Raw genomic sequence first — 20,400 nt, 5'->3', positions numbered from 1 at the left:
AAATTATCCCCGGCCTGGGGTATATCCATAACGTCAAAAGGAATTCAACGGCTGTTGACTCAATTACCGTCCGGTTTAGCTGCACTGGCTTTAGGACTGGGCGGCCAATTGTAATTTTCGAAGGAATCGGGTTGGGTTGGCAGGTAGTTTGGCATAGGATGCAGCAGCGCTGCGAGCGGCAGCTTCTGGTCCTTGATGCCCTGCGCCACCAGCCTGGCAATCTGGTAAGCCCCGTAAGGGTTAAAATGGGTGTTGTCGTTCAGGTTCAGCTCCGGGTAAATGACAAAGGCATTTTTAGAGCCCTCCATGCCGAGCGTTTCGTAAAGGGTAGTGGTCAGGGAGGTGAGGTCTATCAGGGCAAGGTTTTCTGCGGCGGCCACTTTCCGGGCTGCCGCCGGGTACTCGCCGTGCGAGTTCGTCATATCCCCCTCCTGGTTAAAAGACCTGCGGGCAGTGGGGGTAAGGAGGACCATCGTGGCTCCTTTGTCTTTTATTTCTTTGGCGAAGAAGTGCAGGCGATCGGTGTAGGATTTGTAGGGCCCGTCGTTTGGTCCTTTCTCTTTCGCATCGTTGTGGCCGAACTCCACAAAAACATAGTCGCCTGGCTTTATAATGCGCAGTATTTTTTCGAGGCGTTTGCTGCCAATAAAACTGCCCAGCGAAAGGCCCGACTCGGCATGGTTGGCGATGGCCACACCGGGTTTAAAGAAACACGGTATCATTTGCCCCCACGAGGCCCAGGGTTCTTCTTCCTGGTTTACCACAGTGGAGTTCCCGGCCAGGAAAACAGTAATCTGGTCGTCGGCCTTGCTGATCTCGATTGCGTTCAGGGCGGTGCCACCGGTAAACTCCAGAGTTAGCTTGTCATCCCAGTCCAGTTTGGTGAGTTCACGCTGCTTCAGGCTTACCTGGCGTTCGCCGTCAATCACGCGGTCTTTGATATGGACAATGATGGTTTCCGTTCTAAACCCGCCCGTCTGTGTCTGCAGGTTCTCCAGCATGAGGCGGCGCGATTCGGCCTTTACGGTGGTAGAGGTACTTTCCTGCCTGTCTCCGAAGGTAAGGGTTACTTTATAATTTCCCTCCGGCACCTTTACCGAGAAATAAAAGGGTTGGTCGCTGGTTACGAAATCGCCGGTCAGCTTATTTTTCCCTTTTCTGTTCACGGACGTCACGCTTGTGCCAAAGTCGAATCCATAGCCGGTTTGCGGGGAATACGCTGCTGTTGCCGGCACAGCCTGGTAACCTCCTGCCGTTTTTCCGCTTCCGAAATCAAATTTAAAATCTGTTTGCTGGGCAAAGGCCGTACCCGTCAGAAAAGATAGTGCCAGTGTCAGCTGTTTCAGGTAGTTATTGCTTTTAATCATGGTCCTGTCGTTGTACAGATCTTCGGAAAAAGGCAAGTGCTCGCGTCAACAAAGTGTAACCTCTTCCTGAGCAGCAGCAGAAAAGCCTCTTGAGGTCAGTTTACATTAGAATAATTTGGGCAATGTGTCGAAAAGGGTGCCGGGCTTTTCATATCCGCAAAGGTAGAAGGCCTAAAAACAACCCCTATCATGGTGTGTCCTGCCTTCCCGATGTTCAGGAATGGCTTTCCGGAGAAAAACCAGCGGCAGACGCAGGGCGCTCTCGAGGGGGCAGGAGCTGGCGGCCGTTAGCTAGGAGCAACTGAAAATCTGTGGAGGCAGGAGAAGTATGCCGGCAGCAGCCGTTTGTCCGGACGGACTTTCAGGCTGTGCAAATAAAGCCCCTGCCGGCAGTACTTTTTTTTCCTGTTTCAGTATAGAATAAACGGGGGCAAAACTTGACAGACAGGCAGAGAGTTGGGGCCTGACGCCCTTGTTCTCCGGTGTTTTTTGCAGCAGCAGCCTGATGGTTTTTTTTCGGGACTATAAGCTGTTGATTTGCAGCTGCTTGCTCCTGGGTGACAAGGCAGGAATCAGGTTCTTCAGCACGCACTAAAGAGATAAGGGCCATTAATCTGCCTGATTATTAAAAAATATGTGTTTTGGGTTGTTTTTTTTACTAACTAGGATTAGTTAAATGCTACCGACCATGAGCAAAATAAGCGAACACCTACGGCCCTTTCTGAAGGACGGCTACATCCATTACTCCGTGCTGGAGAAAGGGAAGAAGAGCATTTCGGAGAGATATTTTGAGATAAATTTCAATCTTATTGCCTACAGCGAATTGCCCCATTTAAAGAAATATTCGTACTATTATCAAAACACCAAGGAGCCCGACCTGCTGATGTATATCAGAGTAACTGAGAACGGATACGACGCCCTGCTCGCCAAGTACCGGGATGCGGACGAATGCTTTTTGCATCTGAAATCGAATCTTGGTTTTACCCTTGAGAACGAAAAGTGAGTAACTGCAGACTTTTTGCCGGATGGAGTGAGTTTTATGGAAATGGATACCTTGTTGGAAGGAGTACATGAGTATAGAAATCCTTATCTGCATGTGGTAGTGGACAAAGGGACAAGACTTTTGTATTCTGAGTGGACACGCCAGCCCACCAGCGAAGAGTACCGGGCGGCGGCCTATATCTTTGCCGATTTCCTGCAAAAAGAAGCAGTCTTGTACTGGATACAGGATACCACCAACCTGCAGGATGTATCCGTTCAGGATCTGAACTGGGTGCTGGGGGTGCTGGTGCCGTTGGCCTCACAATCTACCTTAACAAAGCTTGCACGCATTACCTGCCACAACCACAACATGGAGCAGTTTAAAAGACTGGCCCGTGAGGTGCAGACAGAATTAAGCTCAGAAATAGAGGTGAGGCAGTTCAAATCGTACCGGGAGGCAGCAGAATGGATTGAGGGCATTTCCGCTGAGGATTAATCGGCCCGGCCCTAAACTGTAAAGTGGCCCGCGTGTGCGCTGAAGGCAGCGTCGGCCGAGCCGTATTTGTGGAACTGCTCCCGCTTGCTGCCCCTGGTGTGTGCCACCCGCTGGCCGCCTGTCTGGCCCCGCTCTTTTGCCGCTCCCGCTCCAGGTCGCAGCCACTTCCCCACAGCCCTCTGTTCCGGATGTGCGTGATGCGTGGGCGCTTCCCGAAACAATGAAAGTAACAACTCTACCTCATATCTTTTGGCTATCCTGCTCCCGAAAACAACAATGAAGGCCCTTTTTTACCAGTTTTTTGCTTTGATGGCTGCTATATTCTCAGCGGCTACTCCTATTCTGTGCAAGTCCTTTCAACATCCGCTCCCATAAAAAATTATGGCAGAAGTATTTGTGCTAAAGGAGCATCCTATACCTTTGTGCCAGGAACCGTGAACGGGTTTCCGGAAAAAGCATCCCGGCCACGGCAGACCATCAGCAGTGGCAGCGCCTCCGGAGGGGCTTTTTCATTAGAATAATTTGCTCTGAACCTCCTGGAGAGCTGTTTCTGTTCGTGAAGGCGAAGCGCTGTCTGATAAACTATGGCAGCTGTTTTGCAGTTTCTTTACAGAAAATGAATTTGACTCAGAAAGAATATATCGTCATTAGGGGCTATGGCTCCCTCTCGTCTATGGGGCATGGCAGCGAAACAGTTGCCGGGGCCTACAGGCGTGGGCAGCCCGCTTTTCAGATGCAGGACCACGTCGGGATGCCAACCCCGGTTGCCGCCCTGCCATCAGCCACGGAAGCAGCGCTCCGGATGCTGGCGCAGGAGAAAAAAGCCTATCAGGCGCTTGACCGCTCTGTGCTGATGGCGATCCTGGCCGGCCGGCAGGCTGTAGCAGCGGCAGGCTGGGCCAGCGAAAACGAAATTGCTGTCAACATAGGCTCCTCGAGGGGAGCTACGGGGCTGTTTGAGCAGTATGTGCAGGAATTTCAGCAGACCGGCACAGTTCCGTCGCATACCTCGCCGGTTACGACACTGGGCAATGTGTCGTCGTGGGTGGCGCAGGATCTGGGCTGCTCCGGCGCCACGCTCAGCCACTCCGTAACCTGCAGCACCGGTATCCAGGCCATCGCGAATGCGTTTGCCTGGCTCAAATCCGGTATGGCAGCCAGGTTTCTGGCAGGAGCAGCCGAAGCGCCTCTTACCCCGTTTACCATTGCCCAGATGAAAGCCATCGGTATTTACACACCAGAAGCCGGGGTTCCATTCCCGTGCCGCCCGCACAACGCCGAGCAGAAGAACACGTTTGTGCTGGGAGAGGGCGCAGCTGTTTTTGCCCTGGAGAGAGCCACCGCCACTGCCCTGGCAACTTCCGGCTCCGGCGCAGTGCTAATCGAAGCGGTGGGTTTCGGTTTTGAAACGATCGGTAGCAAAACCGGCATATCCAGAGATGGCGCTAACTTCAAAAAGGCCATGCAGGATGCACTGCAGAAAGCTGACAGTACAGAACCAATAGACCTGGTCATCATGCACGCGCCCGGCACCATAGCCGGAGACGCAGCAGAGTGGCAGGCCCTGTTAAGTGTTTTTGGGGAAGAAAATATGCCTGCCATTGCCTCTACCAAATGGCTGACCGGCCACACTTTAGGTGCTTCGGCCTGCCTGAGCATGGAATATGCCCTGCACGTGCTGCAGCAACAGGAAGTGCTCTCTTTCCCTTATGCCACCCGCATTACCACAGGCGTTGCCAGGCAGATCAACAGAATCCTGATCACGGCAGCCGGCTTCGGAGGAAACGCCGCAGCGCTCCTCCTCAGAAGAAGTTTGTAAAAACATAAGAGAAGCAGCCATGACCTCCCAGCGTGCGCAGCTCCTGCGAGTGTCTGAAGTAGGCACTTAATCAGGCAATCGTCGCCTTCATGATTTAGACAAGAAAGTCTAAAATCCAGCATCTAACATCTATAATCTAAACAAGAGCAGCAGCAGCAGAGTCCTCCCGAGGCCCTTTTTCATTCAAATAATTCAGATTAAGAACTACCCGTACGGAATTGTCAACGGATAAGTATAAATTGCTTTTTGATAGTGCAAAGGGAGGAAACAGGCAATAAATGAAATGCCCTGGTTAAACCTTCCACCTCAATAGTCTTACATCTAATAGCTAGCATCTGCCAAATGAATTCCGCCCCACACCCCTCTGCTTTTGCTGAAATCGCCGCCCAGCTCCAAGGAGAGTTTTACTTCGATAATTCTTCGCTGCACGAGTCGCAGAAACGGATCTACGCCACCGACGCCTCCGTGTACCAGGAGCAGCCGCTGGCCGTGGCTATTCCGAAAACAGCCGCCGATATTGAAGCGCTGATCCAGTTCGCCAACCGGCACCGGCTGTCGCTCATACCCCGGGCAGCGGGTACTTCGCTGGCAGGCCAGGTAGTAGGCAACGGCATGGTGGTAGATATTTCCAGATACATGACCCAGGTGCTGGAAGTGAACGTGCAGGAGCGCTGGGTACGGGTGCAGCCCGGCGTTATACGCGACGACCTGAATGCTTTTCTCAGGCCACACGGGCTCATGTTTGGCCCCGAGACCTCCACGGCCAATCGCGCCATGATAGGGGGGATGATTGGTAACAACTCCTGCGGCCTCCACTCCATTGTGTGGGGCGATACGCGTGAACACCTGCTCTCGGCAAAAGTGTTGCTGAGCGATGGCACCGAAACGGAGTTCAGGCCACTGTCGGCAGAAGAGGTAGCCGCCAAATGTAAGCTCACCACCGTAGAAGGCGACATTTACCGGGAAGTGAGCGAGATAGTAAGAAATGATGCCAACAGAGCGGTCATAGAAAAAAACTACCCAAAGGCCACACTTACCCGTCGCAACACAGGCTACGCCCTTGATATTCTGGTAGCCAATGCCGTGGCGGCAGGTACCGATGCGCTGAATCTTTGCAATTTGCTGGCTGGCTCCGAGGGTACGCTGGCCTTTGTAACAGAAGCAAAACTGAACCTGATGCCGCTGCCTCCGAAAGAGGAAGGCCTGGTCTGCATCCACTGCAGTTCCCTGCCGGAGGCCCTGCTGGTGAACCTGGTGGCCCTGAAGCACCAGCCCATGGCCTCGGAACTGGTCGACGACTATATTCTCGGATTCACTAAAGGGCACCCGGTGTACCAGTACAACCGCTTCTTTATTGAAGGCGAACCGGCAGCCTTGCTCATGGTAGAATTCATGGCCGATACCCAGAAAGAAATTACGGCCATGGCCAACGCCCTGGTAACCGATCTAAAGGAAGCCGGCCTAGGCTATGCCTACCCACTCGTAAGAGGCGCGCAAACCAAACTGGCCTGGGATGTCCGGAAAGCTGGCTTAGGATTGATACGAAACCTGCCCGGAGATTATCAACCCGTGAACCTCATAGAAGACTGTGCCGTGTCGCCGGAGGATCTGCCGGCCTACATTGCCGACCTGCAGGTGATTCTGGAGAAGTACAAGCTCAATGCTTCGTACTACGCGCATGCCGGAGCCGGTGAACTGCACGTGGAACCGATGATTAACCTGAAAACTTCTGAAGGCAAAGAGCTCTTCCGGACAGTGCTGCACGACACCGCCCTGCTGGTGAAGAAATACAACGGCTCCCTGAGCGGCGAGCACGGCGATGGCCGCCTGCGCGGTGAGTTTATTTCGACAGTACTGGGCGAGGAAGTGTACACATTATTGAAAAGGGTGAAACTCGCCTTTGACCCGAAGAGCATTTTCAATGCCAACAAGATCGTAAACACGCCGCCCATGAACGAGCAGCTGCGCTACGAACCCGACAAGCAGGTAATACCGGTAGTGACGCTGTTTGATTTTACGAGGCAGGAAGGTATTCTGCGGCTGGCTGAGAAATGCTCCGGCTCCGGCGACTGCCGCAAGACTCATATTTCGGGCGGCACCATGTGCCCCAGCTACATGGCCACGCGCCAGGAAAAAGATACCACCCGCGCCCGTGCCAACATTCTGCGCCAGTTCCTTACCAGCTCCCCTAAAGAAAATCGCTTCGACCACGAGGAGATAAAGGAGGTGATGGACCTGTGCCTGAGCTGCAAAGCCTGCAAGAGTGAGTGCCCGAGCAGTGTGGATGTGGCCAAGATGAAAGCCGAGTTTCTGCAGCACTACTACGAAGCCAATGGCGTGCCTTTCCGCACCTGGATGATCGGCAACTTTACAAAGTCGCAGCAGCTCGCTTCGCTGTTTCCGCAGCTGTACAACTACGTGATCAACAACAGCGTGACCAGCAACCTGGTGAAGAAAATGATCGGCTTTGCCCCGGATCGTTCTTTGCCAAAGGTAGGCAACACCACCTTGCGGAGCTGGAAGAAGAAATGGGACAAAGAGCGGAAAGCATCTGGCAGGGAGCAGCAGCTGGCACGGCAGGTAATCCTGTTCTGCGATGAGTTTACCAATTACAACGATGTGGAGATCGGCAAAACAACGGTGCAACTCCTTACGGCCCTGGGCTACGAAGTGTTGATGCCGGACCACCTGGAAAGCGGCCGCACCTACCTCTCCAAAGGCCTGGTAAAAAAAGCCAAAGAAATTGCCAACGCCAATGTGCAGCAGCTTGCGAAGGTGGTGCAGCCAGGTGTGCCGCTTATTGGCATAGAACCATCTGCCATCCTGACCTTCCGGGATGAGTACCCGGACCTGGTGTCGCCGGAGCTGTTGCCAGATGCGCAGTTCCTGGCCTCGAATTCGTTTCTGCTCGAAGAATTTCTGGTGCAGGAAGCGGAGAAAGGCCATATTTCTGCTGGCCAGTTCACAGATAAACCACAACTCATCAAGCTGCACGGCCACTGCTACCAGAAAGCGCTTAATGCCCTCGTGCCCACGCATAAAATTCTGTCGCTGCCAGAAAACTATGTAGTGGAGCAGATTCCGTCAGGCTGTTGTGGCATGGCCGGTTCGTTTGGGTATGAGAAAGAGCACTTCGATGTTTCTATGAAAATAGGCGGCCTGGTGCTGTTCCCGGCAGTAGAGGCACAGGCGCCCGACACGCTAATTGCAGCAGCAGGCACCAGTTGCCGGCACCAGATCAAAGACGGCACCACCCGCGAGGCGCTCCATCCGGCTGAGATTCTGTGGCTGGCCCTGAAGGAGCAAACAGCTTAAGGCAAAGATTTCCGTTTAGATCAAAAACCAACATCAGTGCTTTAACCACAGCTTTGATAATTCTGCGGCTAAAGCACTGATTTTTAATTTACAAGGGTTTTTCATGCCGCTCAGGCTAAAGGCATTCTTTTAGGTTTCTGAAAGAATAAAGAGGAATATTTGATTTTTTTTACTAACTAAGATTTGTAAATAAAATCAGCTATTCTCTTACAACCAAAAGATGCATAAAAAACTCAGACTTGGAATGGTAGGCGGCGGACAAGGTGCCTTTATAGGTGCCGTTCACCGCATAGCTGCCCAGCTCGACAATGCCTACGAGCTGGTGTGCGGCGCCTTCAGCAGCCATCCCGAAAAATCGGAAGTGAGCGGCAAACTGCTGGGGCTTGCGCCGGAGCGCGTGTATGCCAGTTACCAGGAGCTGTACGAAAAAGAAAAGCAGCTCCCCGAAGACCAGCGTGTGCAGGTCATCAGCATTGTAACACCCAATCATGTCCACTTCGAACCGGCCAGGCTGGCCATGGAAAACGGCTTTCATGTGATCCTGGATAAGCCCATGACCTTCTCGCTGGAGGAGGCGCTGGCGCTACGGAAAGTTGCCAGCCAGACGGGTAAACTTTTCTGCCTAACGCACACTTACACCGGCTACCCGATGGTGAAGGAGGCAAAGCAGCTGGTGGCATCGGGCAAGCTGGGCAGGATCCGGAAAGTGTATGTAGAGTACCCGCAGGGCTGGCTCAGCACCTTTGCCGAAGGCGGCGAAAACAAGCAGGCCTCCTGGCGAACCAACCCCGAGCAGAGTGGCAAAGCCGGTGGCATGGGCGATATCGGCACCCATGCTTTTAACCTGGCAGAGTATGTAACGGGGCTGGAGGTAACACAGCTTTGTGCCGACATTAACATAGTAGTGGAAGGCCGCCAGTTGGATGACGACGGCGCCGCATTTCTGAGGTTTAACAATGGCGCTACCGGTGTGCTCATGGCCACCCAGGTAGCAGCAGGAGAGGAGAACAACGTCAAAATAAGGGTGTACGGGGAAAAAGGCGGGCTGGAGTGGCAGCAGGATATAGCCAACACTCTCCAGGTAAAATGGCTCGACCGGCCAACGGAGATTTACCGCACCGGCGGCGGCTACACCAGCTCCTATGCCCAGCACAATACCCGCACCCCGGCCGGCCATCCCGAAGGCTATCTCGAAGCCTTTGCCAACCTTTACCGCAATTTTGCTTTTTGTGTAAAAGCTGAAATAGAAGGCACAGAGCCCCAGCCCGAATGGCAGGATTACCCTGGCATAGCGGAAGGGGTGCGGGGCATGGCTTTTATTGAGCATGTGATCGCCTCCGGCAAATCAGATAAAAAATGGACTGACTTCACTATCTAAACCAGGAAATGAAAACAATAAAAGGACCCGCCATTTTCTTAGCCCAGTTTCTGGGCGAAAACCCTCCCTTCGATAATTTAGAGGCCATCTGCCGCTGGGCCAAAAGCATCGGCTTTGAAGGGGTGCAGATACCGACCTGGAACCCGCACTACTTCGATCTGCAAAAGGCCGCCGAAAGCAAAACGTATGCAGATGAAATAAAAGGCCTCGTAGAGAGCCAGGGCTTGCAGATAACAGAACTCTCTACGCACCTGCAGGGGCAACTGGTGGCCGTAAACCCGGCCTACGACCAGCTGTTCGATGGTTTTGCGCCGGAAAAGTATCACAACAATCCCAAAGCCCGTACGGAGTGGGCGGTGCAGCAGCTTAAATATGCAGCCAAGGCCTCTGAGCACCTGGGCCTGAATGCCCATGCCACTTTCAGCGGGGCCTTGCTCTGGCAAACTGTTTACCCCTGGCCACAGCGTCCCGCGGGCCTGGTGGAGGCTGGTTTTCAGGAGCTGGCTAACAGGTGGCTCCCCATCCTGAATGCCTTTGAGGATAGTGGCGTGGATGTCTGCTACGAGATTCACCCGGGCGAGGACCTGCATGATGGCATATCGTATGAAATGTTTCTGGAAAAAGTAAACAACCATGCACGTGCCTGCCTGCTCTACGACCCCTCGCATTTTGTGCTCCAGTGTCTTGACTACCTCTCTTACATCGACCATTATCATGAGCGCATCCGCATGTTTCATGTAAAAGATGCCGAGTTTAACCCGACCGGAAAACAGGGCGTGTACGGCGGCTACCAGAGCTGGGTGAACCGCGCAGGCCGCTTCCGCTCCCTCGGCGACGGCCAGGTGGATTTCAAAGCCATCTTCAGTAAACTAACCGCCTACAACTTCGACGGCTGGGCCGTAATGGAGTGGGAGTGCGCCCTGAAACATCCGGAAGATGGTGCTGTGGAAGGAGCAGCCTTTATCAAAGACCATATCATCAGAGTGACAGAAAAAGCATTTGACGACTTTGCTGCTTCGGGGATAGATACGGGCCTGAATAAGAAGGTGCTGGGATTAGATTAGTAAGGTAAACCCGCCAGGTTATGGAAACCTGGCGGGTTTACTATAGTTTTAGCCACTATGGAACAAGAAGGAAGATGGACGAAAGACAGGGAGGGATATATGGAATTTGATCCCCCCGCCCTGCAACGATTGTATGAGGTGGTTACGGATCAGTACCATGAGGTATATAACCGCTACTTAGAGGAATTTGATGATGACGATGAGGCATATTACGAGGCGCTGGATGATGGCTACGAAATGGTGACAGATTATAAGATCATCAACGATGAGGAGCAGTTCGCCACCACCTACAGCACGCCCGCTTACGAAGTCGATATCTGGTACGAGGTAGATGAAGTGACAAACAAAAGAGTGTACAATAAGGGCTTTGTCAGAATCAGCAGGAGGTAGCTTGTTTTTAATTAAAAATTAGAAATTCAAAATTAGAAGTTATGGATGAGTAACACTCTGCTTCATAATCCCAAATCATGGTTTGAGTTGGGATAGCTTGTGATTTTTTTGATGTCTGAATTATTTGAATGAAACCAGGCCTCCCGAGCCTTTTGCTGCTGCTGCTGCCACTGCTCCTGAAGTGCCCTTGATGTAACAGAAAGTCAGCAAACAAACCCATCCGTCTGAAAGATGAAGAGCGGTTTCAGGAAAGCCTGAAAACAAAAAAGGAGAGCCAAATTGTTGGCTCTCCTTTTTTGTTTAGGAATGAATGAGATTCGGATTCCTGTCCGGAAAATTACTCAAATAGCCAGTCTATGTCTTTGGCGCTACCGGCTAAGCCCGCGTCGTAGATACGCACTTCCTGGTTGCCGTCTATGAAACCGAGTAGCAGCAGGGCGCCTTTTGGCAGGTTCAGGGTGTGGTTACCGGCACCAAAAGAATAGGCGTGGACATTTACCGGGGGCAAATCGCCGGCCAGTACCGCATTCGATATTTTGATCTCACCCTGACCATAGTCATTGGCGGTGGCGTCGGTTTCCAGTTCGGGGGCTCTTGCAAAGTTCGGGTCCTGCTCACTGCCGTAGGCTTTCGGCTTGTTAAAATAGCCCACCAGCAATTTAACGGGCTTGTTTGCCGTGAACCGGATGTTTGTTCCTTCGGTTACCTGTCTGGCCTTGGAAAAGCGTATCCCCTTTAAAGCTTTCAGTTCCGGGGCTACGTCCGTAATCAGTACCGTGGTGTCTGAGAATAGTTTCTGGCCTTTTGCAAGTGTATAAGATCCTTCAGTTTTGGATTGGAGGACAACATGTGCGTTTTTGTAAGGCACCACTTTGGCAGCAGCCACATTCCGTTTGGTTTTAAGAGAATCTATGCGGGTCTTGAATGTCTCTAGTTCTTCCTCGTATATCGGCAGGAGCTCCTCCCAATGCTTAAAGGCTCCGTCGGTGGCACGCACAGGGATTTTACGCTGCGGTGTCTGCATGCTGTTGGCATACAGGTACGTGTCTTTTGTAAGTTTTACCAGGTCGCGGTAATGGGCTACACTTTTTTCGAGGTGCGGCAGTGCTTTTTCGAGGTCTGCCACGTCTTCCGAATATTTGAAGCGCAGAACGGCAATGGCGGCTTTCACTTTTTCGGAGTAGTGGTTGGCCATGGCGTTGTAACTGTACATGTCATTTTTCAGGCGGTCGAACTCTTCCTTGTTTCTGGTTACAGCCGGGGCAGCCTTGTCTATCGCCTCCACTGCTTTGCGGCCATGCTCCACAATTTCCTCGGCCACCTGAAGCGGTGTTTCGCCTATATGCGGCTCTTTCTTCCATTCTTTTTCGCCGTATTCAATAATCATTTCTCCTTCCGGAGCCTCTGATTCATAGAGCATCGTGAACAGGCTGTACCGGAACGGGTTTATCAGCTGAGTCATCAGCATGCCCAGGGTGGAGGTTTGCCGGTTGCCGTCGGTAATGCCGAAGCGGCGCAGTATTTTAGGAGATATTTCGCCCGCTTCTTCATGGGCCTCCAGCACATGCTTCGCATTTTCGGCAGGCATACCAAATTCTTTGCCCAGCTTATTGCTCCAGTAGGTCTCTTCCTCTGATTTGTCTCTTCTGGCTTTCCAGGCGTAGCGGGCCCAGGCTTCGTACCACATCCAGTCGCGGTCTATCTGCAGCAGGCGCTCCTCTGTTTTGTCGGCGGCGTAAGGCCAGTCCCAGTAAGAGGCCTGTGGGTACAGGTGCAAGCCGTTCGACTCATAGACGTCATGCATGGCGATCACGCTTTTCTGGATAAAATCCGGCGAGCTGTACCGGAAGGGCTCCAGGTTGGCCAGGATGTGCACGTTCTGGATATGCACGGTGCCGATGCGGCTCAGGCTGCGGTGCAGCTCGGCCCATTTACCGCGGGGGGTGTAGGTGGTAAGGGCCTCGCCATTATACTTGGCCATGGTGTACAGGTTCTTGTAAATCGGCAGGGCAGCTTTCATCACGCGGGGGGCATCGGTGTCGTGCGCTCTGAGCACAATAGGGGGCTCTATGGTCTGGCCAGTGGCCTTCAGGCCGTCCTGCACGCCGGGTATAATGGTCTTCGTAAACCAGTCCACATCGTCCTGACCTACGCCTTCCATCGCCTCACCCAGGGTAATGAGCAGGCCCACGTTCGGGTATTTCTCTACAAAGGCGGCGATAGATTTGCGGGTATAGTCTGAGAGCAGCGGCGTAATAGGCCGGTTTCTTTCCTGCGTCTTGATGCCGTGCTTTTCAGCAAAGGGCTTTGAAACGATGATGTTGTAGAACATCTGAATGACCCAGATGCCACGCTTTTCGGCTTCTTCAGTCAGGAAGCGGTACATCTCTTCGTTTTTGGCGAAGGTTTCTTCATCTACCTCCAGGGCATAGGGGTAGTCGGGCAGTTTTACCAGTGAGGCAAAGGGGTGCCCGTTCCAGAGGTAGAGGGAGTTGTAGCGGTTTTCCACCATCATGTCAAGGTAGTCCGTCCAGTGCTTCTTGTCGTAGAACCACGGAAACTCTTCTTCAGTGTAGGGGTACTCGTACACGGTGCGGCCGGGCAGGTAATAGGTTTTCTGCACGCCGATGGCAGTTCCGCGCAGCACCATCTCAGGCTGGTCGGTCAGCTGCAGGTTTGCCGGAATTTTACCCTGGCTTTTTACCCGGTCGGCCAGTTCCAGGCAACCGTACAGGGCACCGGAGGCATCATTTCCGCTAATGGTCAGCACGTTTTCAGAAGTAGAGATCGTGAAGCCTTCTTTGCCGGTGGCATTGGTGTTGTTCACAGCCGTCACGTTATTGGTGGCGGCATTCGCATCAAAATCAATCCTTATCTGCCTGCCGCGTTTCGGCTGCTTGTCCTGGCTTACGATTTTTGTTTCGTAGCCGGAGTCTTCCAGCGTCTTTTTCAGCTTTTCCGCGCCAAAGGTTACCCGGGAGGGGGCTGCCTGCGGAATGACAATGGTGACGGCTTCCCTTTTTGAAGAATTCAGATCGTTCTGCCTACAGGATACGAACAGCAGGATCAGAAGGGGCACTAATAACAGTATACGCTTCATGATTTTTATTTTTTTATAAATATAGAGTTTATTAGTGAAAATGTGCAGCCTGACTATCTATTTCATGGGGTATTTATATAATTTGTTTAAAAAAATATTCTCTCCACTAAAGCTGTTTACCGCCTGCAGGAGGTCCGAAAGCCCTGTTTAGGATATTTTTTTACCAAACCTGCTTAACGATTGTTCATTCATGCCATTTAAACAAACGTCCGTTTTGCTGCAATTTGACTTGACGTACGCGGGACCATCCAACAGAAGTCGGGGTACCTGTTAGTTTGGAAAAAATAGAACATCTATCTGATAATAGGTTTGAGCCTTCTGCTCAGGCGGCCAGGAAAATAAAAAGCCGCAAAGCACTGCTATTCCTACGATTACTTCATTTGAACGCCTTTATCCCCGGGATGTCTCCCCAGCAGACCCTTCTGTGCAGGAGCCAGGCCAATTGCTGACTCATAGAAAATACCCTGCGAGGGAACAGCGCAGGGAAACTTAAGGCAGCGGTTCCAAATGATAATGGGAAGAGGGTCCGGTTTCCTGTAATTCTCTGCGTCTCCTGCAGCTGAACTTTTTATCTAAATATAAATATTCTGATTTATTTCTATTTAGGCGTTAAATTTTTAAAATAATCAAAATAAATAGGTAAATTATCCTATCAAAATCCGAATCCTCCGTTTTGGCTGTCTGTTCAGCGCTTGCGTGTTACCCTACAAACAAACTTATAAACCCCGCGAATGAGAAAAACTTGTAAAATCAGAGAAGAGGAAAGCAGAGACATGGAAGCTGTCCTCGTCTTGAACCAACTGGCTTTTGGCCGGGACAATGAAAGCCGCCTTGTGGAAAGGCTGCGGAAAACAGAGGCTTTTGTACCCGAACTCTCGCTGGTGGCGGTGCGGCAGCAGGAAATTGTGGGATATATCCTTTTTACCAGAATCAAGATACAGGGAGAGACCTCCCATGAGTCGCTTGCCCTGGCACCGATGGCGGTGCATCCGGAGCACCAGCGCGCAGGTATTGGCCGGGAGCTTATCAGGGCCGGGCTGGCCAGGGCCGAAGATCTGGGGTTCGATTCCGTGATCGTGCTGGGGCATCCGGGGTATTATCCGCGTTTCGGTTTTCAGCGTGCCTCCAGATGGGGAATCAGGTGCCCTTTTGATGTGCCGGACGAAGCCTTTCTGGCCCTGGGGCTAAGAGAGGGCGCTCTCAGAGGTAAAGATGGCACCGTACAGTATGCCGATCCCTTTTATGAATGAGATGCGCCTGTCGTAAGGGATGCTTCAGAGCAGACGTAAGGTCACCACGCAAGTCCTGCCCGCTAAATTATTCTAATGAATTTGCCCCTCCTGAAGCTCTGCTGCTTCTCATGCTGCTACTCTTGTAAGCGATCCTGAACTTAGAGCTGATTGCCGGTATTTTATCATCTGGACGTTAATTACCCAGTTTCTTACCAACCGATGCACCCGTGGGCCTTCAGATTGAATTGTAGAAAATTACAATGTCTGTAACGCTGACAGAAAGCACAGTTGCCATAATTTCTAATTTTGAATTTCTAATTTGGCAAAGCCCCCGAAATCATTCCTTCACCCGCTTCTTGATTTTAAGCAGGCAAGACTTAAATTGCGGGTATGCTTCAGACAAAGAAAAGAATAGGAATCCTTGGAATTGGTGGTGTTGGCGGTTTTATCGGGGCGCCGCTGGCCGGTTTTTATGCACATAGGCCCGAGGTGGAGATCGTCTTTATCTGCAGGGGCCAGACACGGCAGGCTATTCAGGAAAACGGGTTGCTGTTGAGGAGCGGCGGAGGCGAACAGGTAGTGTTTCCGGATCTGGTAAGCGATGACCCGCAGGAGATCGGGCTGCTGGATGCGCTGTTTCTCACCACCAAATCCTTTTCCTTGGCCGAAGCACTGAAAACATACGCTGCCGTGATCGGACCTGATACCGTGCTGCTGCCACTCCAGAACATGGTGCAGGCCAAAGATGTTATCAGGAGCGTACTGCCGGAGAAGGGGCAGGTGCTGGAAGGGTGCATTTATGTGGTGTCGAATGTAATGGCCCCCGGAAAAGTGCTGCACAAGGGAGGCCCCGGCAAAGTTCTGGTGGGTGGCGACACGCCCGCGCCGTATGCCTGGCTTATAAAAGCAGTTGCAGACGCTGGCCTGGACATTGCCTTTTATGAGGATATTAAACCTGTGTTGTGGCGAAAATTCCTGTTTCTCTCACCGGTTGCTGCCATCACCACCGCTTATAACAAGACCTTCGGGGAGCTGCTTGCCGACCCATATTTACGGGAGCTGCTACGGAACATGATGCTTGAAGTGAAGTTGTTGGCTGCCGCCACTGGCGTGGAGCTTCACCATAACATAGTAGAGGAATCCATAGCTCTGATCAACAATTTCCCACCCGGATCTAAAACATCCATGCAGTTGGACTTTGAGCAACAGATGCCCCATGAGAAGGTTTTCCTGGTGGATTATGTCTTAGAAAAAGGGAAGCTGGCCGGAACTCCCATACTCAATTACCAGCAAGTACACGATAGAATTTCTCATCTTTATCCGGGAAACTGACTTTGCTGTCTTCAAAATGCGGGTACGGGAATTATCTTGTCTGAATCAGAATTGACAGAATTTTAGAATAAGCAGAATATTTATTGCTGAACCGCATCTGAAAAATATGCTCCTGAACTTCAGGTGCTACACTTTTTCAGTTTTTGAGATATTGTTAAAATTCTGATTCAGACAATGTTGTAGCAGCAGCAGAAAGCTCTGGAGGTCTGTTTTCATTAGAATAATTTCCAGGGAAGGTATATCCCCAAATTTCTGTTTACAACTAGCGCCCCCTGCGTTGCGGAGGCTCTTTGCCCACACCAATCTTCAAAATTCTCCTGCAATAATTTCGATCCTTTAAATATAAATTGCTACTTTACATGTGAAATAAGTAGGTTGCGGCAGCTTCACCCCTAAGGCAGTAGCAGCCGCAGCAAGAGCAAAGTGCTCCTGAGGGCATTTCTACTTAGAATAATTGCTTTCATTAAATTTAAGTTTAGATTTAACAAACGATAGTTCGACCCTGGAAATGAAGAAGATAAAAGAAGTCACTCAGGCAATGGCCCTTCAGTTTCAAGGACAGAACGCTTTTATATAAAACCAACATCGCTTAAAAGGCAGAAAAGACTTTATGGAAAGAATAACAGCAAGGTACTACATCGAAACACCTTACGACCTTGAAAAAGCTGCCGCTGTGCTGGCAGGGGAGCAGTCTTCGGGCACATTTGTGGCAGTGCCTGGCGAAACCGAGGAACTTAAGCAGCGCTTTGCAGCCCGTGTGGAGTCTATTACCCATTTAGAGACGGTAACCGAGCCAGCTATTCCGGGTGCCGTATCTGCCAAGGGCCAGTACCACCGGGCTTCCATCGAGGTGTCGTGGTCGATCGAGAACTTTGGCTACAACCTGCCTACCATGGTATCGACGCTGCAAGGAAACCTGTATGAGATCACCCAGTTCACAGGTCTGAAGCTGATGGACCTGGAAGTGCCCGCCTCGTTTGCCGACCACTTTAAGGGACCACGATTTGGCATAGAAGGCTGCCGCAAACTAACCGGCGTGGAAGGCCGCCCACTGATCGGCACCATCATCAAACCCAGCATTGGCATGACTCCGCAGCAGACAGCGGAGCTGGTGAAGACCCTGGCCGAAGCCGGTATAGACTTTATAAAAGACGATGAGCTGCTTTCTTCTTCTGCCAATTCGCCTTTTGAGGAGCGCGTGGATGCGGTAATGCGCGTGGTCAACGACCATGCCGACAAAACCGGAAAGAAAGTAATGTACGCCTTTAACGTAAGCGATGAAATTGATTCGATGCTAAGGCGTTATGATAAAGTAGTAGCGGCAGGAGGTACCTGTGCCATGGTGAGCCTGAACAGTGTGGGCCTGGCAGGAGCCAAGAAAGTGTGCGACCAGGGGCAACTGGCCATTCATGGGCACCGCAACGGATGGGGCATGCTCAATAGGCACCCGCTGCTGGGCATCGAGTTCCCGGCCTACCAGAAACTCTGGCGACTGGCTGGCGTGGATCAGATCCACGTGAACGGCATCCAGAACAAGTTCTGGGAATCGGATGATTCGGTGGTTCGCTCCATTGAGGCCTGCCTGAAGCCGATGCTCGGTGGCTATTCGGTGCTGCCGGTGGTGTCGTCGGGGCAATGGGGCGGACAGGCTCCGGAAACTTATCGCCGCACCCAGACCACGGATCTGCTCTACATGGCAGGCGGTGGCATTATGGCGCACCCCAATGGCCCGACAGGTGGTGTGGTAGCCCTGCGTCAGGCCTGGGAGGCAGCCGTGAAAGGCTTATCCGTAGAAGAAGCAGCGGCCGAGTATCCGGAGTTCGCAAAATCAGTTGAAAAATTTGGCTCAAAATAAGCATGGCAAAACCAGGTGAACTTTTACTGGCCTACTATGGCGATGACTTCACGGGTTCTACCGACGCGCTGGAGTTCCTGAGCAGGGCAGGAGCCAAAACAGCTCTTTTTATTCAGCCGCCCACACCGGAGCAGTTGGCCCGCTACGAGGGGCTGCAAGCCATTGGTGTGGCCGGCATGACGCGCGCCATGGCCCCCGCCGAAATGGAGCAGGAGCTGAAGCCCGCTTTTGCTGCGCTTCGTGCCCTGGGTGCTGCCCACGTACATTACAAAGTCTGCTCCACCTTCGACTCTTCGCCCACAACGGGCAGCATCGGCAAAGCCATTGACGTGGCTACCGCCATTTTCGGAGCCGATTTTGTGCCGCTCCTGGTGGCTGCGCCTGCGCTGGGTCGCTACTGTGCTTTCGGGAATCTGTTTGCCCGCATGGGCATCGGGAGCAAGGGCACCATCCACCGCCTCGACCGGCACCCCAGCATGAGCAAACACCCCGTTACACCTGCCGACGAGAGCGATCTGCGCCTGCACCTGTCCCGGCAGACCTCCAAAAAAATTGGCTTAGTCGATATTCTGCAGGTGGTGCTGCCAGCGGCGAAGGCGGCAGAAGCTTTAAGAGCCACAGTAGCAGGAGGCGCAGAAGTAGTGCTGTTTGATGCTGTGTACGAAAACCAAATGGCTGGCATCGGCCGGTTAATTGATGCCTATGCCTCTCCTGATAAACCTCTTTTTTCTGTCGGATCATCCGGCATCGAAATGGCGCTCGGCAACCACTGGCAGGAGCAGGGAGTGCTGCAGCCGCCACAGCGCTGGGCAACTCCTGAAGCGGCTGAACCTTTGCTGGTAGTTTCCGGCAGTTGCTCTCCTGTCACCTCCGGCCAGATTGACTGGGCGCGGGCAGCAGGGTTTGCAGAGGTTCGGTTAGATACCGCTGCCATTGCACGACAGGCAGATGCCTCAGCCGAAGTGGCTGCCTGTATGGCAGAAGCTGCAGGATATATCAGCTCAGGCCGGAGCGTGATCGTTCATACGAGTTGTGGCGCAGACGATGCGCGTGTGGCAGAAACAAACGAATTGCTGCGGGAGCTCGGTCTCCAAGGACAAACGGCTAAACTTTATGGCACCGCTTTGGGGGAGATAGCCAGGGGAGTGGCAGCGCAAACCTCCGTTACACGAATAGTAGTTGCCGGCGGCGATACCTCCAGCTTTGCCGCCCGTGCCATGGGCATAGAGGCCGTGGAAATGGTTGCGCCACTCTCACCTGGCGCTCCGCTTTGCAAGGCCTTTGCCCCAGGCTCGCCCCTGGATGGCTTGGAAGTAAACTTTAAAGGAGGCCAGGTAGGCTCCCCGGATTATTTCGGCCTTGCCGCCCAGGGCAAATCAAAACTAAACATCCTTAATACCTAAACCAGATGAAAAAGAAAACATTAGGCCTGATCCATACATCAGCCACTTTAGTACCCGTATTTCAACAACTCTGCAACGAGTCGCTGCCCGACGTAAACGTGTTTAACATCGTGGACGACAGCCTGATAAAAGACGTGATCTCACGGGGCGAATTAACAGCTGCCACTTCCCGGCGCGTGGTGGATTATGTAGGTTCAGCAGAGGCAGCCGGAGCCGATTATATCATGGTTACCTGCTCCTCCATTGGGGCTGCCGTAGAGGCCGCCGCCGCCCTCACTAGTGTGCCTGTGCTGCGCGTAGACCAGCCGATGGCCGACCTGGCCGTGCAAACCGGAAAACGAATTGGCGTAATTGCCACGCTGCCCACCACCCTCGGCCCCACCAGCGACCTGGTAAAGCGCAGGGCGGCCGCGGCAGGCAAGGAAATAGAACTCACCTCTAAACTCTGCGACGGCGCATTTGAAGCTCTGATGAGTGGCGATGCGGCCAGACACGATGCGATGGTGGCGGCAGCCTTAAAAGAATTGGCCGGTCAGGTAGACGTGATTCTGCTGGCGCAAGCCTCTATGGCCCGTGTGGTAGACACGCTGGACGAAGAAACGAAACGCGTGCCGATCATTGCCAGCCCGCCCCAGGCCATTAAGCATCTGGCAACTGTGTTGTAGATG

At 52.5% G+C, this 20,400-nt stretch carries 15 protein-coding genes; 12 read left to right on the top strand and 3 right to left on the bottom strand.

The window, feature by feature from the left end:
* Positions 1 to 59: 59 nt before the first annotated feature.
* Positions 60 to 1,367, bottom strand: a complete 1,308-nt coding sequence (locus tag FJM74_RS05730; protein WP_187261611.1) for a rhamnogalacturonan acetylesterase — start codon at positions 1,365 to 1,367, stop codon at positions 60 to 62.
* Between the two features lie 688 nt (positions 1,368 to 2,055).
* On the opposite strand from FJM74_RS05730, the gene FJM74_RS05725 reads away from it, so the two are divergent.
* Positions 2,056 to 2,370 carry a hypothetical protein gene (locus tag FJM74_RS05725; protein ID WP_187261610.1) on the top strand — a complete coding sequence of 105 codons (315 nt, stop codon included), beginning with the start codon at positions 2,056 to 2,058 and terminating at the stop codon, positions 2,368 to 2,370.
* A gap of 42 nt (positions 2,371 to 2,412) precedes the next feature.
* The gene (locus FJM74_RS05720) at positions 2,413 to 2,844 is read left to right on the top strand and encodes a hypothetical protein (protein ID WP_187261609.1); all 432 of its coding nucleotides are present in this window, start codon (positions 2,413 to 2,415) and stop codon (positions 2,842 to 2,844) included.
* A gap of 11 nt (positions 2,845 to 2,855) precedes the next feature.
* Here FJM74_RS05720 and FJM74_RS05715 read toward each other — a convergent pair whose 3' ends face one another.
* A complete protein-coding gene (locus tag FJM74_RS05715; RefSeq protein WP_187261608.1) occupies positions 2,856 to 3,017 on the bottom strand; it encodes a hypothetical protein in 162 nt (53 codons plus the stop codon).
* 443 nt (positions 3,018 to 3,460) lie between these two features.
* On the opposite strand from FJM74_RS05715, the gene FJM74_RS05710 reads away from it, so the two are divergent.
* The 5 genes from FJM74_RS05710 to FJM74_RS05690 all read left to right on the top strand — a co-directional run bounded on the left by FJM74_RS05710 (position 3,461) and on the right by FJM74_RS05690 (position 10,810).
* The gene (locus FJM74_RS05710; protein WP_187261607.1) at positions 3,461 to 4,663 is read left to right on the top strand and encodes a beta-ketoacyl synthase N-terminal-like domain-containing protein; all 1,203 of its coding nucleotides are present in this window, start codon (positions 3,461 to 3,463) and stop codon (positions 4,661 to 4,663) included.
* A 342-nt stretch (positions 4,664 to 5,005) separates the two neighbouring features.
* Positions 5,006 to 7,978, top strand: a complete 2,973-nt coding sequence (locus FJM74_RS05705) for an FAD-binding and (Fe-S)-binding domain-containing protein (protein WP_187261606.1) — start codon at positions 5,006 to 5,008, stop codon at positions 7,976 to 7,978.
* 220 nt (positions 7,979 to 8,198) lie between these two features.
* Positions 8,199 to 9,356, top strand: a complete 1,158-nt coding sequence (locus FJM74_RS05700) for a Gfo/Idh/MocA family protein (RefSeq protein WP_187261605.1) — start codon at positions 8,199 to 8,201, stop codon at positions 9,354 to 9,356.
* 8 nt (positions 9,357 to 9,364) lie between these two features.
* Positions 9,365 to 10,420: a sugar phosphate isomerase/epimerase family protein gene (locus FJM74_RS05695; RefSeq protein WP_187261604.1), complete on the top strand. Its 1,056-nt coding sequence runs from the start codon at positions 9,365 to 9,367 to the stop codon at positions 10,418 to 10,420.
* A 57-nt stretch (positions 10,421 to 10,477) separates the two neighbouring features.
* The gene (locus FJM74_RS05690; RefSeq protein WP_187261603.1) at positions 10,478 to 10,810 is read left to right on the top strand and encodes a hypothetical protein; all 333 of its coding nucleotides are present in this window, start codon (positions 10,478 to 10,480) and stop codon (positions 10,808 to 10,810) included.
* Positions 10,811 to 11,147: 337 nt separating this feature from the next.
* On the opposite strand, the gene FJM74_RS05685 is transcribed toward FJM74_RS05690, so the two are convergent.
* A complete protein-coding gene (locus FJM74_RS05685; protein ID WP_187261602.1) occupies positions 11,148 to 13,910 on the bottom strand; it encodes an alpha-d-galacturonidase in 2,763 nt (920 codons plus the stop codon).
* Positions 13,911 to 14,641: 731 nt separating this feature from the next.
* Here FJM74_RS05685 and FJM74_RS05680 point away from each other — a divergent pair.
* The 5 genes from FJM74_RS05680 (at position 14,642) to FJM74_RS05660 (ending at position 20,397) form a co-directional block, all read left to right on the top strand.
* The gene (locus FJM74_RS05680; protein WP_187261601.1) at positions 14,642 to 15,160 is read left to right on the top strand and encodes a GNAT family N-acetyltransferase; all 519 of its coding nucleotides are present in this window, start codon (positions 14,642 to 14,644) and stop codon (positions 15,158 to 15,160) included.
* A gap of 372 nt (positions 15,161 to 15,532) precedes the next feature.
* On the top strand, positions 15,533 to 16,474 hold the full coding sequence (locus FJM74_RS05675) for a ketopantoate reductase family protein (RefSeq protein WP_187261600.1): 942 nt from the start codon (positions 15,533 to 15,535) through the stop codon (positions 16,472 to 16,474).
* A gap of 610 nt (positions 16,475 to 17,084) precedes the next feature.
* A complete protein-coding gene (locus FJM74_RS05670; protein ID WP_187261599.1) occupies positions 17,085 to 18,329 on the top strand; it encodes a ribulose-bisphosphate carboxylase large subunit family protein in 1,245 nt (414 codons plus the stop codon).
* Positions 18,330 to 18,331: 2 nt separating this feature from the next.
* On the top strand, positions 18,332 to 19,732 hold the full coding sequence (locus FJM74_RS05665; protein ID WP_187261598.1) for a four-carbon acid sugar kinase family protein: 1,401 nt from the start codon (positions 18,332 to 18,334) through the stop codon (positions 19,730 to 19,732).
* 5 nt (positions 19,733 to 19,737) lie between these two features.
* Complete coding sequence (locus FJM74_RS05660) at positions 19,738 to 20,397, top strand: aspartate/glutamate racemase family protein (RefSeq protein WP_187261597.1); 660 nt, start codon at positions 19,738 to 19,740, stop codon at positions 20,395 to 20,397.
* Positions 20,398 to 20,400: the final 3 nt, after the last annotated feature.

Origin of the sequence: Pontibacter beigongshangensis, from assembly GCF_014332515.1 — a bacterium.
GTDB lineage: Bacteria > Bacteroidota > Bacteroidia > Cytophagales > Hymenobacteraceae > Pontibacter > Pontibacter beigongshangensis.
Note: the sequence above shows the minus strand (reverse complement) of the source record. Positions and strands in the feature narration are given on the sequence as shown.

What these genes read in the sequence shown, in the direction of transcription:
- FJM74_RS05730 (WP_187261611.1), bottom strand. Translation starts at nt 1,367, where the DNA reads ATGATTAAAAGCAATAACTACCTGAAACAGCTGACACTGGCACTATCT.
- FJM74_RS05725 (WP_187261610.1), top strand. Translation starts at nt 2,056, where the DNA reads ATGAGCAAAATAAGCGAACACCTACGGCCCTTTCTGAAGGACGGCTAC.
- FJM74_RS05720 (WP_187261609.1), top strand. Translation starts at nt 2,413, where the DNA reads ATGGATACCTTGTTGGAAGGAGTACATGAGTATAGAAATCCTTATCTG.
- FJM74_RS05710 (WP_187261607.1), top strand. Translation starts at nt 3,461, where the DNA reads ATGAATTTGACTCAGAAAGAATATATCGTCATTAGGGGCTATGGCTCC.
- FJM74_RS05705 (WP_187261606.1), top strand. Translation starts at nt 5,006, where the DNA reads ATGAATTCCGCCCCACACCCCTCTGCTTTTGCTGAAATCGCCGCCCAG.
- FJM74_RS05700 (WP_187261605.1), top strand. Translation starts at nt 8,199, where the DNA reads ATGCATAAAAAACTCAGACTTGGAATGGTAGGCGGCGGACAAGGTGCC.
- FJM74_RS05695 (WP_187261604.1), top strand. Translation starts at nt 9,365, where the DNA reads ATGAAAACAATAAAAGGACCCGCCATTTTCTTAGCCCAGTTTCTGGGC.
- FJM74_RS05690 (WP_187261603.1), top strand. Translation starts at nt 10,478, where the DNA reads ATGGAACAAGAAGGAAGATGGACGAAAGACAGGGAGGGATATATGGAA.
- FJM74_RS05685 (WP_187261602.1), bottom strand. Translation starts at nt 13,910, where the DNA reads ATGAAGCGTATACTGTTATTAGTGCCCCTTCTGATCCTGCTGTTCGTA.
- FJM74_RS05680 (WP_187261601.1), top strand. Translation starts at nt 14,642, where the DNA reads ATGAGAAAAACTTGTAAAATCAGAGAAGAGGAAAGCAGAGACATGGAA.
- FJM74_RS05675 (WP_187261600.1), top strand. Translation starts at nt 15,533, where the DNA reads ATGCTTCAGACAAAGAAAAGAATAGGAATCCTTGGAATTGGTGGTGTT.
- FJM74_RS05670 (WP_187261599.1), top strand. Translation starts at nt 17,085, where the DNA reads ATGGAAAGAATAACAGCAAGGTACTACATCGAAACACCTTACGACCTT.
- FJM74_RS05665 (WP_187261598.1), top strand. Translation starts at nt 18,332, where the DNA reads ATGGCAAAACCAGGTGAACTTTTACTGGCCTACTATGGCGATGACTTC.
- FJM74_RS05660 (WP_187261597.1), top strand. Translation starts at nt 19,738, where the DNA reads ATGAAAAAGAAAACATTAGGCCTGATCCATACATCAGCCACTTTAGTA.